We start from the raw sequence: 16,894 nt of genomic DNA, 5'->3' as shown, positions 1-16,894 counted from the left end.
AGGAGCTATATCTCGACGCTGGGCAAGCAGGGTCTGAACAGCTGGCATGGACTGGTCAGCGTGTTCACGGGGGATATTCTCATGCCCAATTTCTCTGTCTGATCGTCCCCTGCTGAGCAGTTGCCCGCACCGAATCAATCGGAATCCTTATCAGTCTGGCTGGGGACGGATGCAGTCCGCCCTGGTCGCCAGCTTCGCGTGACCCCCGGTAGGGGCAGTGTGGATTTGCTGAAGGTGTGGTCGGTTGGGGGCGAGTAGGCTGTCTGACATGCTGGTGTCGAGTCGGGTGCAGGATCTGCTGGGGCGTGAGCGGGCGCTCCTGGGTGACGTGCTGGGGTTGCTGGTGGGGCAGGGGGCTCCGCCGGAGGTGGTGGAGGGCGCGCGCCTGGCGGTGCGGGCGCTGGATGAGGCGTTCCTGCTGGTGGTGGTCGGGGAGTTCAATGCGGGGAAAAGTTCGTTCGTGAATGCGCTGCTGGGCGCGTCGGTGTTGCCGGAGGGAGTAACGCCGACCACGGACCGGATTTACGTGCTGGTGAACGGTGAGGTGCCGGGGCAGATGGAGGCGACGCGCGATCCCTTCGTGAGTCGTCTGACGTACCCGCTGCCGAGTCTGGAAGGCGTGGCGCTGGTGGATACGCCGGGCACGAACGCGATTATCCGGCAGCATCAGGCGCTGACGGAGGGGTTCTTGCCCCGGGCGGATCTGGTGTTGTTCCTGACATCGGCAGACCGGCCGTTCACGGAGTCCGAGCGGCAGTTCCTGTCGCTGGCGGCGCGCTGGGGCCGGAGCGTGATCATGGTGGTGAACAAGGCGGACCTGCTGGAGACGCCGGAGCAAAGGGCGCAGGTGCGGGCGTTCGTGGAGGTGGGCGCGCGGGGCGTGCTGGGCCTGACGCCGCCGGTGCTGCTGATCAGCGCGCGGGCCGAGCAGCGGGGCGGGGACGTGGGCTTCCACGCGCTTCGTGAGGTGCTGCGGATGCGGCTGTCCGAGACGGAACGCACGCGCCTGAAGCTGCTGAGTCCGCTGGGCACGGTCGCGGAGTTGCTGGCGGGTGAGGCGGCGCGGGGTACGGCGGCCCGGCAAACCCTGTCCGAGGACCTGGGGGTGCTACGGGAGCTGGAAGCGCGGCAGCTGGCGCACCAGGAGAACACCCTGGGCGAACTGGACGGGCAGCTCAACCGCGTGAACCGCCTGCTGAGCGAGTTCGAGGTGCGTGCCGACCGGTTCATTGACGAGAAGTTGCGGTTCGGGAACCTGCGCGGCCTGCTCAACGGGCGGGAGCTGGAGGAGGCGTTCCGGCGGGAGGCCGTGGCAGAGCTGCCGGACGCGATCGACCGGCAGTTCGGGACGATGATCGACCGCTTCGTGGAGGTGAACCTTGGCTTCTGGGAGGACGTGCAGGTGTTCCTGGCACGGCGGCAACCGGAGTCCGCGGTGGCCCGCACCCGCTTCAGCTACGACCGGGCGGCGCTCCTGGAGGGGATTGCCGGCAGCGCGCAGCAGCACCTGCAGACGACCACGCAGACGGAACTGGCGCGGCAACTGTCGCGCGACGCCGAGGACGCCATGAAGGGCGCAGTGGGTGGTCTGGCGGGTGGCCTGGGCATCGGGGCGGGCCTGGGCGCGCTGATCGGGGCGTCCGCGCTGGATTTCACGGGCGGGATTCTGGCGGGCCTGACGCTGGGCAGCCTGGGTCTGTTCGTCCTGCCGAACAAGAGGTTGCAGGCGCACCGGCAGCTCCGCGAGAAGGTCGCGGCGCTGCGCGAGGCCCTGGAGCGGATCGTGCGCAGTGAGTACGGGCGCGAGCAGGAGCGGGCCGATACGCGCCTGCGGGACGCGGTGCGGCCATTCACGCAGTTCACGGCGCAGGAGCAGACGCGCCTGAATGACGCCGAGCGCAAACTCACGGCGCTCCAGGCGGAACTAGACGCCCTGAGGACCGAGGTGGGGGCGCTGTCCGCTCCGCCGCTGCCACCAGGAAGCGCAGCCAGCTAAGTACCTTGAAGCTCACATGGCGCCATGCCGGGAAAGCGCCGGAACCTCTCCATTCCCGCTCCAACGTACTTTCTGCTGCTGCGCGCTCCGCGCGGTTTATCGACAGGATAAACGCAGTGTACTTAAATGGCCCCTGCCCGGGGTCAGGGCATCGCTTCGGCCTCACGGACAATCTGCAGGACGCGTTCGCGGATGCTGCGTTCCTCGCGCAGGTAGCGTGCGGCGCTCATCTGCACGCCGATGGCCGCCACGACCGTGTCGCTGGGGTGACTGTCGGGCAGGCCGCTGTGCAGCGTGTGGTAGGGCACGCCCAGGGTGCACTGCCCGGGAATCCATTCCTCGATGGAGTAGGCGTACCCGAGGCGGCGGACCTTGGCGACCTCGGTGTTCCATTCGTCCAGTGAGGTGATGGAACTGGGCGTGCACGCCTCGAAACTGCGGGGGGTGATGTCCGCGTGGGCGTAGAGTATCTTGCCGCTGGCGGTGGCAGTGGCGGGCAAGTACACGTCGAGCGGCAGGTCGATGTCGGCGTCCGGGTGGCGTTCGCGGATGGTCGCCACGACTTCCTCGCCTTCCAGGATGCACAGGAACGCCACGGCGCGCACTTCCAGGGCCAGCCGGGTGATCAGGGTGCGGGCCTCCGGGAACCAGGGGAGCGAGGCGGTCAGTTGCGCGCCCATCTCGGCGAGATGCCAGGACAGGCGGTACTTGCCGGCGGGAGTGCGGCGCAGGAAGCCCGCCTCGGTCAGGCCAGCGAGGTAGGCGTGCGCGGTGGCGCGGGGTACGCCCAGGTGAGAGGCCAGCGCCCGGACGCCCCATTCGGGTTGTTCGGCACTGAAAGCTCCCAGAATGGTGGCCGCTTTCTGAAGTGAGAGCACACGTCCAGCCTACAGGGACGATGGCAGATTGTATACATCTTTTTCCCCGGTTCCTGCCTTCCTTCGACCGGGTTCAGCAATCCAGTCCCAGGGGCGCCACCTGCAAGGAAGCGCACGCTACAGTGCCCCCTGTGCCTGCCCGTCCCACCCCCCGAGCCACGCGCCTGAACCGCACCCTGTTGCTGGGCCTGCTGGCACTTGGCCTCGCCGCCCTGCCGATCGTGGCGGCCCCGGCTTCTGTCCCAGTCAGCACCGCCCCGGTCAACACCGCCCCCGACAGCGCCCTCCCGGCCAGCACCGCCCCAGCCAGGCAGGCCGCGCGCGGCGAGACGGTGTACATCCTGGCCTGCGCCATGTGTCACGGCGACCGCCTGGAAGGCCTGACCGGTCCCAGTCTGCGCGACGAGAGTTTCGAGGCAGGCTTCGCGGACCTGCCGCCCCTGGGCCTGCACGACCTGATCCGCGACACCATGCCCCAGGATCAGCGCGGCACCCTGAGCCCGCAGGAGGTGCTGGACGTCACCGCGTACCTGCTCGGCCAGAACGGCCACATACTCCCGGACACCGGCCTGAACACCGGGAACCTCTCCAGGCTGCTGCCGCGCCGGCAGGACACACCGCGCGCGCCCTGAACCGCAACGCCCGCCGTCTGGAACGCCCGCCGTCTGGAGAGGACCTGTCCCGTTCAGTCGCGGCGCAGGTACGCGAGCATCAGGTCACCCGTGGCGCGCAGGGCGTCGGTGTGCGTGCGCTCGTAGGCGTGACTGGCGTCCACGCCCGGCCCGATCAGCGCGACCGGGTAATCCCCACCGGCCCGCCACGCCGCCGTGCCGTCGGAAGCGTAGAAGGGGTAGATGTCCACCCGCAGGTCCAGCCCGGCCGTGTGGGCGGCGGCGCGCAGCCGATTCCCGAGCGCGTGATCGTATGGCCCACCGCCGTCCGCGACACACAGCGTCACGTGATGCTCGCTGCTGGTCTGCCCGTCCCCGACCGCCGCCATGTCCACGGCGATCAGCTCATCGGTGTGCGCGGGAATGCCGGTGGCCGCGCCGTGCCCGACCTCCTCGTACGTGGTGATGTGAAAGGCCGCCGTCACGCCCGCCGGGCGGGCCAGCAGGTCGCGCGTGACAGCCAGGAACACCGCGACAGCTGCCTTGTTGTCCAGGTGCCGGGCCTTGACGTACCCGCTGCCGGTCACGCGGGGCCGCGCGTCGAAACTCACGAAATCCCCCACGCCCACGCCCAGCGCCAGCACGTCCCGCGCACTGAGCACCGGTTCGTCCAGCCGGACTTCCATGACGGCCGCCTCGCGTTTCAGATCCCGCAGCGCCGCGCCGTGCACGTGCGTACTCTGCCGGACGTTCACGACCGTGCCCGTCAGTTCCCGCCCGGCCTGCGTGTGCACGTGCACGTCCTCGCCCTCCACGGTCGCCCAGTCGTACCCGCCCAGTGCCCACAGCCGCAAGCGCCCGCTGTCCTTGACGCCCTTGACCATCGCGCCCAGCGTGTCCACATGCCCGCTGAACGTCACGTGACCCGCGCCCGTGCCCGGCACCTCCCAGCTCAGCGCGCCCTTGGGCGTCCGGCGAGACGGCACGCCCAGCGCCCGCAATTCCGATTCGATCAGGGTCACGGCGCGGTCCGTGAAGCCCGTGGGGCTGGGCGTGTCCAGCAGGCGCACCAGCACGTCCAGGATGTACCCGAGGTTCAGGCCCGGCGCGCTCACGCCGGTACGTCCAGTTCAGCGATCACGAACCCCCCGGCCTGCGCGGACGCCAGGGTCGCCGCGAGTTCCGGCGTCCCCGGCAGCGCCAGCACATGCAGGTTCTGTACAGCCCGCCCATGCAGCTGCGCCGCCAGGTCCGATCCCTCGAAGGCGTCCGGGCCGGCGGCGCGGATCAGCACGTCGCCCTGCTCGGCCCGGAAGTCCGGGTGCAGCGTCCAGCCCTTCGAGAAGGTCTCCCAGTCCGCGCCGGGCGGAGCGTCCCACTGCACGAACGCCACCAGCCACCCGGCCGCGCGCGCTCCATCCACGTGGTGCGCCCAGTCACGCACCAGCGCCCGCTGGTCGTTGCGGTCCTCCAGATCGTGACGCTGGGCGTTCAGCAGCAGCAGGGCGTTCGGGGTCAGAGTCATGCCGCCCAGAATAGGGCAGGGCGTGCAGAGCCCGGCGCCGGGCCATACGGACTGCGTTTGTTTCACTGATACGGATTCCGATTGATTCGGTGCACTTCTGAATCAATCCGAGCGGACGCGAGTAGGAACAGCATACGGAGTCCGCGGTGTGGAGCCGCAGGCGGCGCTTTTCCGACTGTGGTGGGATGGAGCGGACTCTGTATGATACGGATTCCGATTGATTTGGTGCAGTTCTGAATCAATCCGGGTCCGCCTCAGCCTTCCCGGTTCAGCCCTCGGCCTTCATGGCCATGATGCTGGACCCGGCGTCCACGTACACGGTCTGCCCGGTCAGGCCGCTGCCCAGGTCGCTGAGCAGGAATAGCGCGAGCTTGCCGACCTCGTCGGGCGTGGCGTTGCGGCCCAGCGGGGCGGCCTCGGCGGCCTTCTCGTACATGGTTCCGAAGCCTGGGATGGAGCGGGCCGCGATGGTCCGCATGGGGCCGGCGCTGATGGTGTTCACGCGCACGCCGGCCGCGCCCATCTCGCTGGCCAGGTAGCGGGTCGTGGCTTCCAGCGCGGCCTTGGCCACGCCCATCACGTTGTACCTGGGCACGACTTTCTGCGACGCGTGGTAGGTGAGGCTGATCACGCTGCCGCCGGGACGCAGCAGGCTCTCGGCGTGCCGGCACGTGGAAACCAGTGTGTACGCGCTGACGTTCAGGGCGGTGTTCCAGTCGGCTTCGGTAGTGTCCAGGAACCGGCCGTCCATGGCCGGGCGGGGCGCGAACGCGATGGAGTGCACGAGGTAGTCCAGTCCCCCGAATTCGTCCTTGACGCGGCTGAACAGGGCGCCCAGGTCGTCCTCGCTGGTCGCGTCGGCCTGCTGGGTCCAGACGTTCTCGTGTCCGGCGAGCAGTTTGTCCAGTTCACCTTTCAGGCGTTCGCCCTGGTACGAGAAACCCACCCGGCACCCGGCCGCCAGAAGCTGCTGCGCGATGGCCCAGCCGAGGCTGCGTGCGTTCGCTACGCCCATCACCAGGGCCGTTTTACTGCTCAAGTCAATACTGACACTCATGGGGGGGACTCTAGCAACCCGCGCGTGAGCCTGCTGAAGCCGGTGCAAAACAGGCCCCGTGCGTCGCCCTTCCGGGCTGGGGCGCTTCATGCCGGAAAGCCGCCCTGCCCGGTGTGGGCCCTGCTACGGACTCTGATTGTATGGGCTGCGAAGACCCTTTAATCCGAGCGGAGCGAGTGGGAGCAGGGCGGGTTCCGGACGTGGAGCTGGCAATCCGGTGAAGTTGCGGAGTGTCAGCGAAACAAATGGAACCCGCATGAGGCGTCAGAATCCGGTGAGAGATGACCCTGCATACTGAACGCCTGATGCTGATCCGCGCGCCGCACCTCACTGCGCCGCACGCCTTCACGACGCGTGCCGGTGGCGTGTCCACCGGTCCCTACGGTGGGCTGAACCTCGACGACCGTGAAGACGACCCCGCGCACGTGCAGGAAAACCGCCGGCGGCTGTGCGCCGCGCTGGGTTTCACGCTCCCCCAGGTGGCCCGCCTGACCCAGGTGCACGGCACCGACGTCGTGCACGCCCGCGCGGGCGGCCACTGGACCGGGGACGCCCTGGTCACCGCCGACGCCGGGGTGCTGCTGGCCATCGGCACCGCCGACTGCTACCCGCTGCTGCTGCACGACCCGCACGCGGGCGTGATCGGCGCGGCCCACGCCGGCTGGAAGGGCACGCTGGGCCGCGTGGCCGCCCGCACCGTGCAGGCCATGACGGCGCTGGGCGCCGACCCGGCGCGCATTCTGGCTGCTGTCGGCCCCGGCATCCGCGCCGCCGCGTACCCGGTGGGCGAGGAGGTCGCGCTGGCCTTCGCGCAGGGCGGCCTGGGCGCGTTCGTGGGCGCCGACGAGGACGAATTGCGTGGCGATCCCACCTGGCATCTGGACCTCGCTGGAGCGAACGGCGCGGCGCTGCGGGAGGCGGGCATCCCGGCCGGGCAGGTGTGGGTCAGTGGCCGCTGCTCGACCGAGGCCGATTTCTACTCGTACCGCCGCGATTCGGGCCGCACCGGGCGTATGTGGGCCGTGATCGGCCAGCACGCCCTGCGCGGCGGTACCGGGGGTCAGGCGTGAGTCTGCTGCGCCCCGGCGCCGTGATCGACCACGTCACGCACCTCACGCCGGAATTCCTGGCGGACCGGGGCCTGCACGGCCTGCTGCTGGACCTGGACAACACCCTGGTCCCGTACGGCAGTTACGACCCGGCGGGCGTCACGCAGACCCTGGCGTGGGTGCGGGACCTGAAGCTCGCCGGGGTGGGGCTGTACCTGCTGAGCAACGCCACCGGGCGGCGCGCGGCCTTCTGGCTGGACCGACTGGAATTCCAGGGTGTCGGGCTGGCCGGGAAACCCAACCCACGCGCCTTCCGCCGCGCCCTGAGCGAACTGAGGCTCCCGCCGCACCAGGTGGGCATGGTCGGCGATCAGGTGTTCACGGACGTGCTGGGCGGCAACCTGAGCGGCCTGTACACCATTCTGGTGCGCCCCCTGGCCACCAACGCCCTGCCGCACACCCGCGTGGCCCGCCGACTGGAACGCGCGGTCCTGAAACGCTACGGGCATGACTGGAACCACTGACATGACGCCCCCTCTGGCACGACTGCGCCCGCTGACCGGCCAGCACGCGGCCCCGCCTTCTGACCGCATCGCCTTCTGACCGCATCTTTCCGCAATTTTCCCGTTCCCTCACGCCGCGCGGCCCGACCGGGTCTGAACAAGGAGACACAACATGGCACTCTCAATCGGTGACCGGCGCCTGGGCGCCATTCTGCTCGAACAGGGGTACGTGAACGACACGGACCTGCAAAAAGCCCTGGTCCGTCACGCCGAGGTGGGCGGGCGCCTCGCGGAGATCCTGATCGACTCCGGCATGGTCGGCGAGAAACGCATCGCGCGCGCCATCGAGGAGGCGCTGGGTATCCCGCTCGTGAACCTGCTGGTCGTCACGCCGCAGGCGCCGGCCCTGGCCGCCGTGCGCTCCCAGACGGTCCTGAGCGTGCAGGCCTTCCCGTTCGCCCTGGAGGGCAGCACCCTGCGCGTGGCGATCGTGGACCCGCTGTCCAGCCTGAGCATCGAGGCGCTCGAGGACGACAGCGGCCTGACCATCGAGCCGTACCAGGCGCTGCGCGACCAGATCATGTGGGCCATCGCCACGCACTACCCGGACCTGAACCTGCCCGCCGAACTGCCCGCCGACGCCGAGGGCAACACCGCAGGCGACATGCTGGGACAGCGCCTGATCTCGCGCGGCCTGATCACAGACGCGCAGCTTCAGATCGCGCTCGACGCCCAGCAGCAGACGGGCGAACCGCTGGGTTCCACACTGATCGCGCAAAAAGCCGTCACCGAGGACCAACTGTACGAGGTGCTGGCCGAACAGGCCGGCGCGGTCTACCTGCGCAACCCCCGCGATTTCCAGCCCAGCGAGGACGTGCTGGGCAACATGCTGCGCGCCGACGCACTTCGCCTGAACGCCGTGCCCGTCGACGAGACCGACTCGGGCGTCACCGTGGTCGCCAGTGATCCCCGCAAACGCGAGGACGTCGGGGCGCTGGTGGGCCGCCCCGTGCAACTGATCCTCGCCAGGCCCCGCGACGTTGAACTGCTGATCGAGCGTTTCTACCCGCAGCGCGGCCGCCTGGGCGAGCAGATGGTGCAGCAGGGCACCCTGTCACGCGCGCAACTGCGCGAGGCGCTTCAGGTGCAGGCCCGCGAGGGCCGCGTCAGGCCCCTGGGCGAGGTGATCCTGGCACTCGGCTTCGCCGGGGCCGACGAGATCGATAGCGCCCTCCAGAAACAGAAGGCCGGGGGCGGCCGACTCGAAGACACGCTGGTGCAGTCCGGGAAGCTCAGCCCGGAAATGCTGGCCCGCTCGCTGGCCGCGCAGCTCGGCTACGAGTTCCTCGACCCGGTTCAGAACCCGCCGGACAGCAAGGTCGCGCTGATGATCCCGGAAAGCACCGCCCGCCGCTACGGCGTGGTGCCGGTCCGCCTTCAGGGCGAGTCGCTGGTCATCGCCATGAAGGACCCGCGCAACGTGTTCGCGCTCGATGACCTGAAGCTCATCACGGGCCGCGAGGTCATCCCGGCCGTCATGGCCGAAAAGGACATCATCCGCCTGATCGAACGCTACTTCGGCAGCAAGGACATGGCCGACCTGAACCAGCGGCTGGTGCAGGAGAGCAACAAGCGCGACAAGGACAACAAACGTCAGGAGGACACCGATGTCAGCGCGGGCCTCGACGACAACGCCGTGGTGCGCGTCGTGGATAACATCATCCGCGAGGCGGCCCTGCAGGAAGCCAGCGACATTCACATCGAACCGACCGAGACGGCGCTGCGCGTCCGCTACCGGGTGGACGGCATCCTGCGCGAGCAGAACGAGCTCCCCAGGGGCAGTGCGCAGAGCATCCTGGCCCGCATCAAGATCATGGGTCACCTGGACATCAGCGAGCGGCGCTTGCCGCAGGACGGCCGCGTGCGCTTCAAGAAGGGCAGCATCGACCTCGATCTGCGTCTGTCCACGCTACCCACCGTGTACGGCGAGAAGGCCGTCATGCGACTGCTGCAAAAGGCGAACAACATCCCGGAAGTCGAGCAGCTGGGCTTCTCCGAACACAACTACCAGCGCTACGTGGACACCATTCACAAACCCAACGGCATCTTCCTGGTGACCGGCCCCACGGGTTCCGGGAAGTCCTTCACCAGTTTCTCGACCCTCAAGCGCATCGCGGTTCCCGAGAAGAACACCACCACCATCGAGGACCCCGTCGAGTACGAGATCCCGGGCATCATCCAGTCACAGGTGAACAACACGGCGGGCATGACCTTCGCGCGCGCCCTGCGGGCCTTTTTGCGGCAGGACCCCGACATCATCTTCGTTGGCGAGATCCGGGACACCGAAACCGCCAAGATCGCCGTCGAGGCCGCCCTGACCGGACACCTCGTGCTGGCGACGCTGCACACGAACGACGCGCCGGGCGCGATCGTGCGACTCGGGGAGATGGGCGTCGAGCACTTCAATATCGGCGCGGCCGTCGTGGGTGTGCTCGCCCAGCGGCTCGTGCGTAAGGTCTGCCCGGACTGCAAGGCCCCCACCAACGCCGACCCGGATGTCCTGCGCCGCCTGGGCATCACGGACCGCGACCTGCGCGGCGCGCAACTGATGCGCGGGGCCGGCTGCAACCGCTGCGGCGGCACCGGCTACAGGGGCCGCATGGGCATTCACGAACTGATGGTCATCGACGAACCGCTGCGCGTGGCCATCGGTTCAGGCAAGAACGCCACCGAGATCGCCGAGGTCGCCACGACCAAGAGCGGCATGAAAACCCTGCGCCAGGACGGTATCGAGAAGGCGCTGTCCGGCATCACCACCCTCGAAGAGGTACTGGCCGTCACCAGCAAGTAAGTACACTGCGTTTATCTTGTCGATCAACCGCGCGGAGCGCGGAGCAGAAGGAAAGTACGTTGGAGCGGGAATGGAGAGGTTCCGGTGCTTTCCCGGCATGGCGCCATGTGAGCTTCAAGGTACTTAATACGGACTGCCGCTCCACTGCGCCACAGTCGGAAGGGCGCCGCCTGCGGCTCCATACCGCGAAGGGGCGCAGGCTGTTCCTCCTCGCGTCCGCTCGGATTGATTCAGAACTGCAGCGAATCAATCGGAATCTGTATAAGCCGCCTACCCCCTCCTGCCAGCCCCACGTTGCCTCTACCCAAGGCCCCCCACCCGAGGTATCCCCATGACCCAGCCCGCCGCCGATATCACCGACATCCTGCGTTTTGCTGCCGACAAGGGCGCGTCCGACGTGATCCTGACCGTGGGACTTCCCCCGAAGTTCAAGTTGCACGGCGTGTACGACTCGCAGGGGTTCACGGAACTGGCCGCCACCGACACCCGCAAGCTCATGTACTCCATGATGAACGAGAAGCAGCAGCGCACCTTCGAGGAACGCCGCGAACTGGACTTCTCGTTCGCGCTGGGCGAGAAGGCCCGCTTCCGCGTGAACGCCTTCATGCAGCGCGGCAACGTGGGCGGCGTGCTTCGACTCATTCCCACCAAGATCAAGAGCGCCCAGGAGATGGGCCTGCCGCAGAACATCATCGACATCGCCAACGCGCCGCGCGGACTGGTGCTCGTCACCGGCCCGACCGGGTCGGGGAAGTCCACCACGCTGGCCGCCATGATCGACTACATCAACACCACCAAGAACCTGCATATCATGACCATCGAGGACCCCATCGAGTTCATGCACTCGCACAAGCAGTGCGTCATCAACCAGCGTGAGGTCGGTGCGGACACCATGAGCTTCAACGACGCGCTGCGCGCCGTACTCCGTCAGGCGCCGGACGTCATCCTGGTCGGCGAAATGCGCGACTACGAGACCATCAAGGCCGCCGTGACCGCCGCCGAAACCGGTCACCTGGTGATGGGCACCCTGCACACCAACAGCGCCCCGGAATCCATCGACCGTATCGTGGACGTGTTCCCGCAAGAGCAGCAGGCGCAGATCCGCGTGCAGCTCGCCAACAACCTCGTGGCCGTCATGACCCAGCAGTTGCTGCCCCGCCTGGACGGCCAGGGCCGCATCCTGGCGTACGAACTGCTGATCGCCAACCCCGCCGTGCGCTCCCTGATCCGCGAGGGCAAGACCTATCAGATCACCTCCGTCATGCAGACCGGCGCGCGCGAGGGCATGGTCACCATGGACGCCTTCCTGGCGAACCTGTACCGCCGCCGCGTGATCTCCTTCGACGTGGGCGTGGAACGCGCCGTGGACAGCAAGGAATTCGCCCGACTCGCCAACGATCCCACGGCCGGCGCGGTCGGAGGCAACGCCGCCACGCCCGCCGGGTACGGCAGCGCGCCGGTGGCCGGCTTCGCGCCCAGCAGCGCCCCTGCACCCGGTGGCTACGCGGGCCGTGACGCCGCAGCCGGGCGCGGCGCGGAGAGTGGCCGGGGCGCCAGCACCACCAGTCCCCCCGAAACGGGCGGTGGCCCCAGCGGGTACGGACGCCGCTGACCCACCCGCAGCACAGGAACGTCCCCCCAGACCGGCTGGGGGGACGTTCCTGTGTGCTGTTGTAACGCCGGGTACTGATACAGATTCCGATTGATTCGCTGCAGTTCTGAATCAATCCGAGCGGACGCGATGAGGAACAGCCTGCGCCCCTTCGCGCTTTGGAGCCGCAGGCGGCGCCCTTCCGACTGTGGCGCAGTGGAGCGGCAGTCCGTATTAAGTACACTGCGTTTATCTTGAGATAAACCGCGCGGAGCGCGTAACAGAAGAAAGTACGTTGCAGCGGGAATGGAGAGGTTCCGGTGCTTTCCCGGAATCTCGCAATGTTAGCTTCAAGGCACTTAGGCGCCGGGCTGGTTGGGGGCCTTGTTCAGGGGCACCGGCATGCTGTCCGTGTCGGCCTCGGGGCTGGGCAGCAGCAGCAGTTCCAGCACCTCTCCGACCCGCTCGGCCGCGTGGATGCGCAGGTCACCGCGGATGCTGTCCGGCACCTCCTGAAGCTGCGGCTCGTTGTCCTTGGGAATGATGACCTCGCGGATACCGCCCTGGTGCGCGGCCAGCAGTTTCTCCTTGACGCCGCCGATGGGCAGCACCCGGCCGCGCAGGCTGATCTCGCCGGTCATGGCGACGTCCATGCGCACGGGGCGACCGGTCACGGCGCTGATCACGGCCGTGGCGATGGTAATCCCGGCGCTGGGGCCGTCCTTGGGCGTGGCGCCGTCCGGGAAGTGCACATGCAGGTCCATGTTCTTGTGGAAGTCGGGGTCCGCGCCGTACTGCGCGGCGTGCGCCCGCAGGTACGCGATGGCTGCACTGACGCTTTCCTTCATCACGTCGCCCAGCGAGCCGGTCATGACGATCTTGCCGGTGCCGGGCGTGGCGAGCGCCTCGACGAGCAGCATGGTGCCGCCCACGCTGGTCCACGCGAGGCCCTGGGCCACGCCGACCTGCGGTTCCTTCTCCATCTTCTCGGGGCGGTGCACGGGCACGCCAAGGTAATCCGGCACCTGCGCCGCGTCGATGACCTTCACGCCCTCCCAGGCACTTTCAAGCAGTTCGCGGGCGGCCTTGCGGGCCAGTTTGCTGATCTGCCGGTCCAGGTTGCGCACGCCGCTCTCGGCGGTGTACTCCTCGACGATGCGGTTCAGGGCGGCGTCCGTGATCTCCAACTTGCCGGTCAGGCCGTGGCTCTTGATCTGCCGGGGCACGCGGTAGCGCCGGGCGATCTCGACCTTCTCCGGCTGGGTGTAGCCGGGAATGTTGATGATCTCCATACGGTCCAGCAGCGGGCGCGGAATGGTCTGCAGGCTGTTGGCGGTCGTGATGAACATCACCTGCGACAGGTCGTAGGGGACCTCCAGGTAGTGATCCTGGAAGGTGTGGTTCTGTTCGGGGTCTAGCACTTCCAGCATGGCGCTGCTGGGATCGCCGCGCCAGTCGCTGCTCATCTTGTCGATCTCGTCGAGCAGGATCACGGGGTTCGTGACGCCCGCGTTCTTCATGGCCTGAATGATCCGCCCCGGCATGGAGCCGATGTACGTGCGGCGGTGACCACGGATCTCGGCCTCGTCGCGCACGCCGCCCAGGGCCATGCGGACGAACTTGCGGTTCAGGCTGCGCGCGACACTCTTGCCCAGGCTGGTCTTACCGACGCCGGGAGGACCGACGAGCACCAGGATCGGGGCGCGCAGTTCGGCGTCGTCCGTGCGTTCCTCGGCGCTGCGTTCCTTGCGGGCCGCCTCGGTCTCGCCGGGCTTGTGGGTCAGCTGACGCACCGCCAGGAACTCCAGGATGCGGTCTTTCACGTCGCCCAGCGCGTAGTGATCGGCGTCCAGGATCTCGCGGGTGCGGGCGATATCCAGGATCTCCTCGTCACGGGTGCTCCAGGGCACGTCGACCAGCCAGTCGATGTAATTGCGGACCACGGTGCTCTCGGGGCTCCCGCCGGGCGTGCGCTCCAGGCGCTGGAGTTCCTTCAGCGCCTTTTCCTTCACGCTGTCGGGCATGCCCGCAGCCTCGATCTTCTCGCGCAGCGCCTCGACCTCGGCCGGGCCGTCCTCGCCGCCGCCGAGTTCCTTGCCGATGGCTTTCATCTGCTCCCGCAGGTAGTACTCGCGCTGGTTGGCGTCCATCTGTTCCTTGACGCGCCCCGCGATCTTCTTGTCCATGTTGAAGCGTTCAGTGTCTCGGCCCAGGAACTTCAGCACGCCTTCCAGCCGGGGGCGCAGCGCGACGGCCTGAAGGATCTCCTGCTTCTCCTCGGGCGTCCAGGTGGCGTGGTGCGTGACCTGGTCGGCCAGCGCACCGGCGTCGGTCAGGGCTTTCAGACCTTCGAGCTGGTAGTTATCCAGGCGCAGGTTCTTGTTCTGCCGCTGGTACTCCTCGAAGGCACTCTTGACTTCCTGGGCCAGTACGACGACCTCGCGGCTGTCGTCGGCGGGCGCGGGCTGCGTTTCGGCGCGCACGCGCATGTAGGCCGAGGGCACCTCGTCCTGCACGGCGGCGCGTTCCTGCGCCTCGACAAGCACCTGGTAGGTGTTGTCGGGCATGCGCACGACCTGCTTGATGACGGCCAGCACGCCCATGTCGAACAGTTCGGCGCGGGTGGGGTCGTCAGTGCGGGCGTCACGCTGGGTCAGCAGCAGCACGCGGCGGTCACTGGCCTGGGCCTCGTCAACGGCGCGTTTACTCTTGGGGCGGCCCACGTCGACGTTCATGGTGACGCCGGGCAGGATCACGATGTTTCTTAAGGCGACTACGGGCAGTTCCCAGATCATGCTTGCTCCTTACGAACGCGCCGGGGTGGGCGCGGCAATGGTTGAGTGTAACGCGGGGACTCCGGTAGACGACACCCCCGCACGGTGTCCCAGAAGTGTAGGGACGCCGCCGGGGGCTCGCTGTAATCTCTGTTGCGTTTAGGCAGACTTCTTGAGTCCCTTAGACTCAAGCAGGGCCAGCGGCGCATCGATGTGTTCCGCGTCGAAGCGCAGGTCCTTCAGACCCTCAACCGGTAGTTCGAACAGCAGGTCCGTCATGGCCTTTTCCAGCACGGCCCGCAGTCCACGTGCCCCGGTCTTGCGGTCACGCGCGCGGTGCGCCACCTCCCGCAGGGCCTCCTCCGTGAACGACAGGTCCACATCCTGGAAGCCGAACAGCGCCTGGTACTGCGACACAATCGCTCCCTGCGGCTCGGTCAGGATGCGCACCAGCGCCTCCTCGTCCAGATCCTGAAGCTGCACGACCAGCGGCAGGCGACCCACGAACTCCGGGATCAACCCGAACTTCACGAGATCTTCGGGGAGGAAGCGCAGCTCGGCCTTCTCGTCGCCCCTGTGCTCGGCCCCGAAGCCCACCGCGCGCACGTTCGTGCGGCTACGGCCGATATCCGCGATCCCGTCGAACGCGCCGCCCACGATGAACAGGATGTTCTTCGTGTTCACCTGCACCAGTTCCTGCTGCGGGTGCTTGCGGCCACCCTGCGGCGGCACCTGCGCGACCGTGCCCTCGATGATCTTCAGCAGCGCCTGCTGAACACCCTCGCCCGACACGTCACGCGTGATGCTGGTGCCCTCGGACTTGCGGGCGATCTTGTCGATCTCATCGACGTAAATGATGCCCCGTTCGGCGGCGGCCACGTCGTACTCGGCGGCCTGCAGCAGGCGCACGATCACGTTCTCCACGTCGTCACCCACGTACCCGGCCTCGGTCAGGGTGGTCGCGTCGGCAATCGCAAAGGGAACTTCCAGCATCTCGGCCAGGGACTGCGCGAGCAGCGTCTTGCCGGTCCCGGTCGGCCCGATCAGCAGGATGTTGCTCTTCTGAAGGTTCACGTCCGGGTGCGCCAGCCGCTGGTAGTGACTGACGACCGCCACGGCCAGCGCCTTTTTCGCCTCGTCCTGCCCGATCACGAACTCGTCAAGGTACGCCTTGATCTCACGCGGGGTCGGCAGCTCTTCCAGGCTGAACTCGGCGCCCACCTTCTTGTTCTGCTTGACCAGCTCGTGCGCCCGCTCGGTGCACTCGTTGCAGATGAACGCCGCGCGGCCCGGAGCCTCGATCAGCTGCGCGATCTGCGGGTGCTGCCGTCCACAGAACGAGCAGCGGTCCCCACCATTCTTCGTCACTGTTGCTCAGCCTCCCCGGACCGGACGCGGTCCACCACACTGTCGATCAGGCCGTACCCCATGGCTTCCTCGGGCGACATGAAGTAATCGCGTTCCATGTCCCGCATCAGTTTCTCGTGCGGAAGGCTGGTGTGCTCATGGTAGATGCCGACCAGCTTGTCACGCAGGTGCAGCACCTCCTTGGCCTGCACCTCCAGGTCCGGCGTGTTGCCCCGGAAGCCCGCCGACCCCTGGTGAATCATGATCCGGCTGTTCGGCAACGCCATGCGCTTGCCCTTATCCCCGGCCATCAGCAGCACGCTGCCCATGCTCATGGCGATTCCCACGCAGATCGTGCTGATCGGCGCCTTGATGTAGCGCATGGTGTCGTAGATCGCCAGGCCCGCGTACACCTCACCGCCGGGGCAGTTGATGTACATCTGGATCTCCTGCTCCGGGTTCTGGCTGTCCAGCAGCAGCAGCTGCGCCACGATGGTATTCGCCATCTGCGACTCGATGGGCGTGCCCACGAAGATAATCCGGTCCTTCAACAGGCGCGAGTAGATGTCATACATCCGCTCGCCACGCCCGGTCTGCTCGATTACGTAGGGAATCACGCTCATACGGGCGATTATCGCACGGCGCACGAAAGGGAACGTAGGCGAACCCAGACTTGCCCACCCGCGCAAGAGGCAGACGGCCCGCGTACACC

Annotated in this window: 14 protein-coding genes; 6 read left to right on the top strand and 8 right to left on the bottom strand. The window is 67.6% G+C overall.

The genetic code is table 11. The annotated features are described in order from the left end of the window. Nucleotides 1-268 precede the first annotated feature (268 nt). A complete protein-coding gene (locus tag QZ271_RS02280) occupies nucleotides 269-1,996 on the top strand; it encodes a dynamin family protein (RefSeq protein WP_291428584.1) in 1,728 nt (575 codons plus the stop codon). A 143-nt stretch (nucleotides 1,997-2,139) separates the two neighbouring features. Here the strand turns inward: QZ271_RS02280 and QZ271_RS02275 are convergent, their stop codons facing one another. Then, on the bottom strand, nucleotides 2,140-2,874 hold the full coding sequence (locus QZ271_RS02275; protein ID WP_291428583.1) for an IclR family transcriptional regulator: 735 nt from the start codon (nucleotides 2,872-2,874) through the stop codon (nucleotides 2,140-2,142). Between the two features lie 73 nt (nucleotides 2,875-2,947). Then, nucleotides 2,948-3,214, bottom strand: coding sequence for a pentapeptide repeat-containing protein (locus QZ271_RS14495; protein WP_367114291.1), 267 nt, complete (start codon nucleotides 3,212-3,214; stop codon nucleotides 2,948-2,950). On the opposite strand from QZ271_RS14495, the gene QZ271_RS02270 reads away from it, so the two are divergent. After that, nucleotides 3,096-3,506, top strand: coding sequence for a c-type cytochrome (locus QZ271_RS02270; protein WP_367114290.1), 411 nt, complete (start codon nucleotides 3,096-3,098; stop codon nucleotides 3,504-3,506). The two genes, QZ271_RS14495 and QZ271_RS02270, sit on opposite strands and share 119 nt — an antisense overlap. 53 nt (nucleotides 3,507-3,559) lie before the next feature. On the opposite strand, the gene QZ271_RS02265 is transcribed toward QZ271_RS02270, so the two are convergent. The 3 genes from QZ271_RS02265 to QZ271_RS02255 all read right to left on the bottom strand — a co-directional run bounded on the left by QZ271_RS02265 (nucleotide 3,560) and on the right by QZ271_RS02255 (nucleotide 6,067). Then, nucleotides 3,560-4,600 carry a M42 family metallopeptidase gene (locus tag QZ271_RS02265; protein ID WP_291428579.1) on the bottom strand — a complete coding sequence of 347 codons (1,041 nt, stop codon included), beginning with the start codon at nucleotides 4,598-4,600 and terminating at the stop codon, nucleotides 3,560-3,562. Continuing rightward, nucleotides 4,597-5,010, bottom strand: coding sequence for an isochorismatase family protein (locus QZ271_RS02260; protein WP_291428578.1), 414 nt, complete (start codon nucleotides 5,008-5,010; stop codon nucleotides 4,597-4,599). Before QZ271_RS02260 ends, QZ271_RS02265 begins: the two co-directional genes overlap by 4 nt. 268 nt (nucleotides 5,011-5,278) lie before the next feature. Continuing rightward, nucleotides 5,279-6,067 (bottom strand): enoyl-ACP reductase, encoded by a 789-nt coding sequence (locus QZ271_RS02255; RefSeq protein ID WP_291428577.1) that lies wholly within the window; start codon nucleotides 6,065-6,067, stop codon nucleotides 5,279-5,281. 281 nt (nucleotides 6,068-6,348) lie between these two features. On the opposite strand from QZ271_RS02255, the gene pgeF reads away from it, so the two are divergent. The 4 genes from pgeF (at nucleotide 6,349) to QZ271_RS02235 (ending at nucleotide 12,082) form a co-directional block, all read left to right on the top strand. Next, complete coding sequence (gene pgeF / locus QZ271_RS02250; protein ID WP_291428576.1) at nucleotides 6,349-7,137, top strand: peptidoglycan editing factor PgeF; 789 nt, start codon at nucleotides 6,349-6,351, stop codon at nucleotides 7,135-7,137. Next, nucleotides 7,134-7,640, top strand: a complete 507-nt coding sequence (locus QZ271_RS02245) for a YqeG family HAD IIIA-type phosphatase (protein ID WP_291428575.1) — start codon at nucleotides 7,134-7,136, stop codon at nucleotides 7,638-7,640. Before pgeF ends, QZ271_RS02245 begins: the two co-directional genes overlap by 4 nt. A gap of 151 nt (nucleotides 7,641-7,791) precedes the next feature. Further along, entirely contained in the window at nucleotides 7,792-10,470 is a 2,679-nt protein-coding gene (locus tag QZ271_RS02240; RefSeq protein ID WP_291428574.1) for a type II/IV secretion system protein, read from the top strand. Nucleotides 10,471-10,801: 331 nt separating this feature from the next. Beyond that, nucleotides 10,802-12,082: a PilT/PilU family type 4a pilus ATPase gene (locus tag QZ271_RS02235; protein WP_291428573.1), complete on the top strand. Its 1,281-nt coding sequence runs from the start codon at nucleotides 10,802-10,804 to the stop codon at nucleotides 12,080-12,082. Between the two features lie 338 nt (nucleotides 12,083-12,420). Here the strand turns inward: QZ271_RS02235 and lon are convergent, their stop codons facing one another. The 3 genes from lon to clpP all read right to left on the bottom strand — a co-directional run bounded on the left by lon (nucleotide 12,421) and on the right by clpP (nucleotide 16,805). After that, nucleotides 12,421-14,856, bottom strand: coding sequence for an endopeptidase La (gene lon, locus QZ271_RS02230; protein WP_291428572.1), 2,436 nt, complete (start codon nucleotides 14,854-14,856; stop codon nucleotides 12,421-12,423). 138 nt (nucleotides 14,857-14,994) lie between these two features. Further along, complete coding sequence (gene clpX / locus QZ271_RS02225) at nucleotides 14,995-16,203, bottom strand: ATP-dependent Clp protease ATP-binding subunit ClpX (protein ID WP_291428571.1); 1,209 nt, start codon at nucleotides 16,201-16,203, stop codon at nucleotides 14,995-14,997. Then, nucleotides 16,200-16,805, bottom strand: a complete 606-nt coding sequence (gene clpP, locus QZ271_RS02220) for an ATP-dependent Clp protease proteolytic subunit (RefSeq protein WP_367114289.1) — start codon at nucleotides 16,803-16,805, stop codon at nucleotides 16,200-16,202. The genes clpX and clpP overlap by 4 nt, the downstream gene beginning before the upstream one ends. Nucleotides 16,806-16,894: the final 89 nt, after the last annotated feature.

Source organism: Deinococcus sp. (assembly GCF_018260555.1).
Classification (GTDB): domain Bacteria; phylum Deinococcota; class Deinococci; order Deinococcales; family Deinococcaceae; genus Deinococcus.
This window is presented reverse-complemented; position numbering and strand designations above follow the sequence as displayed.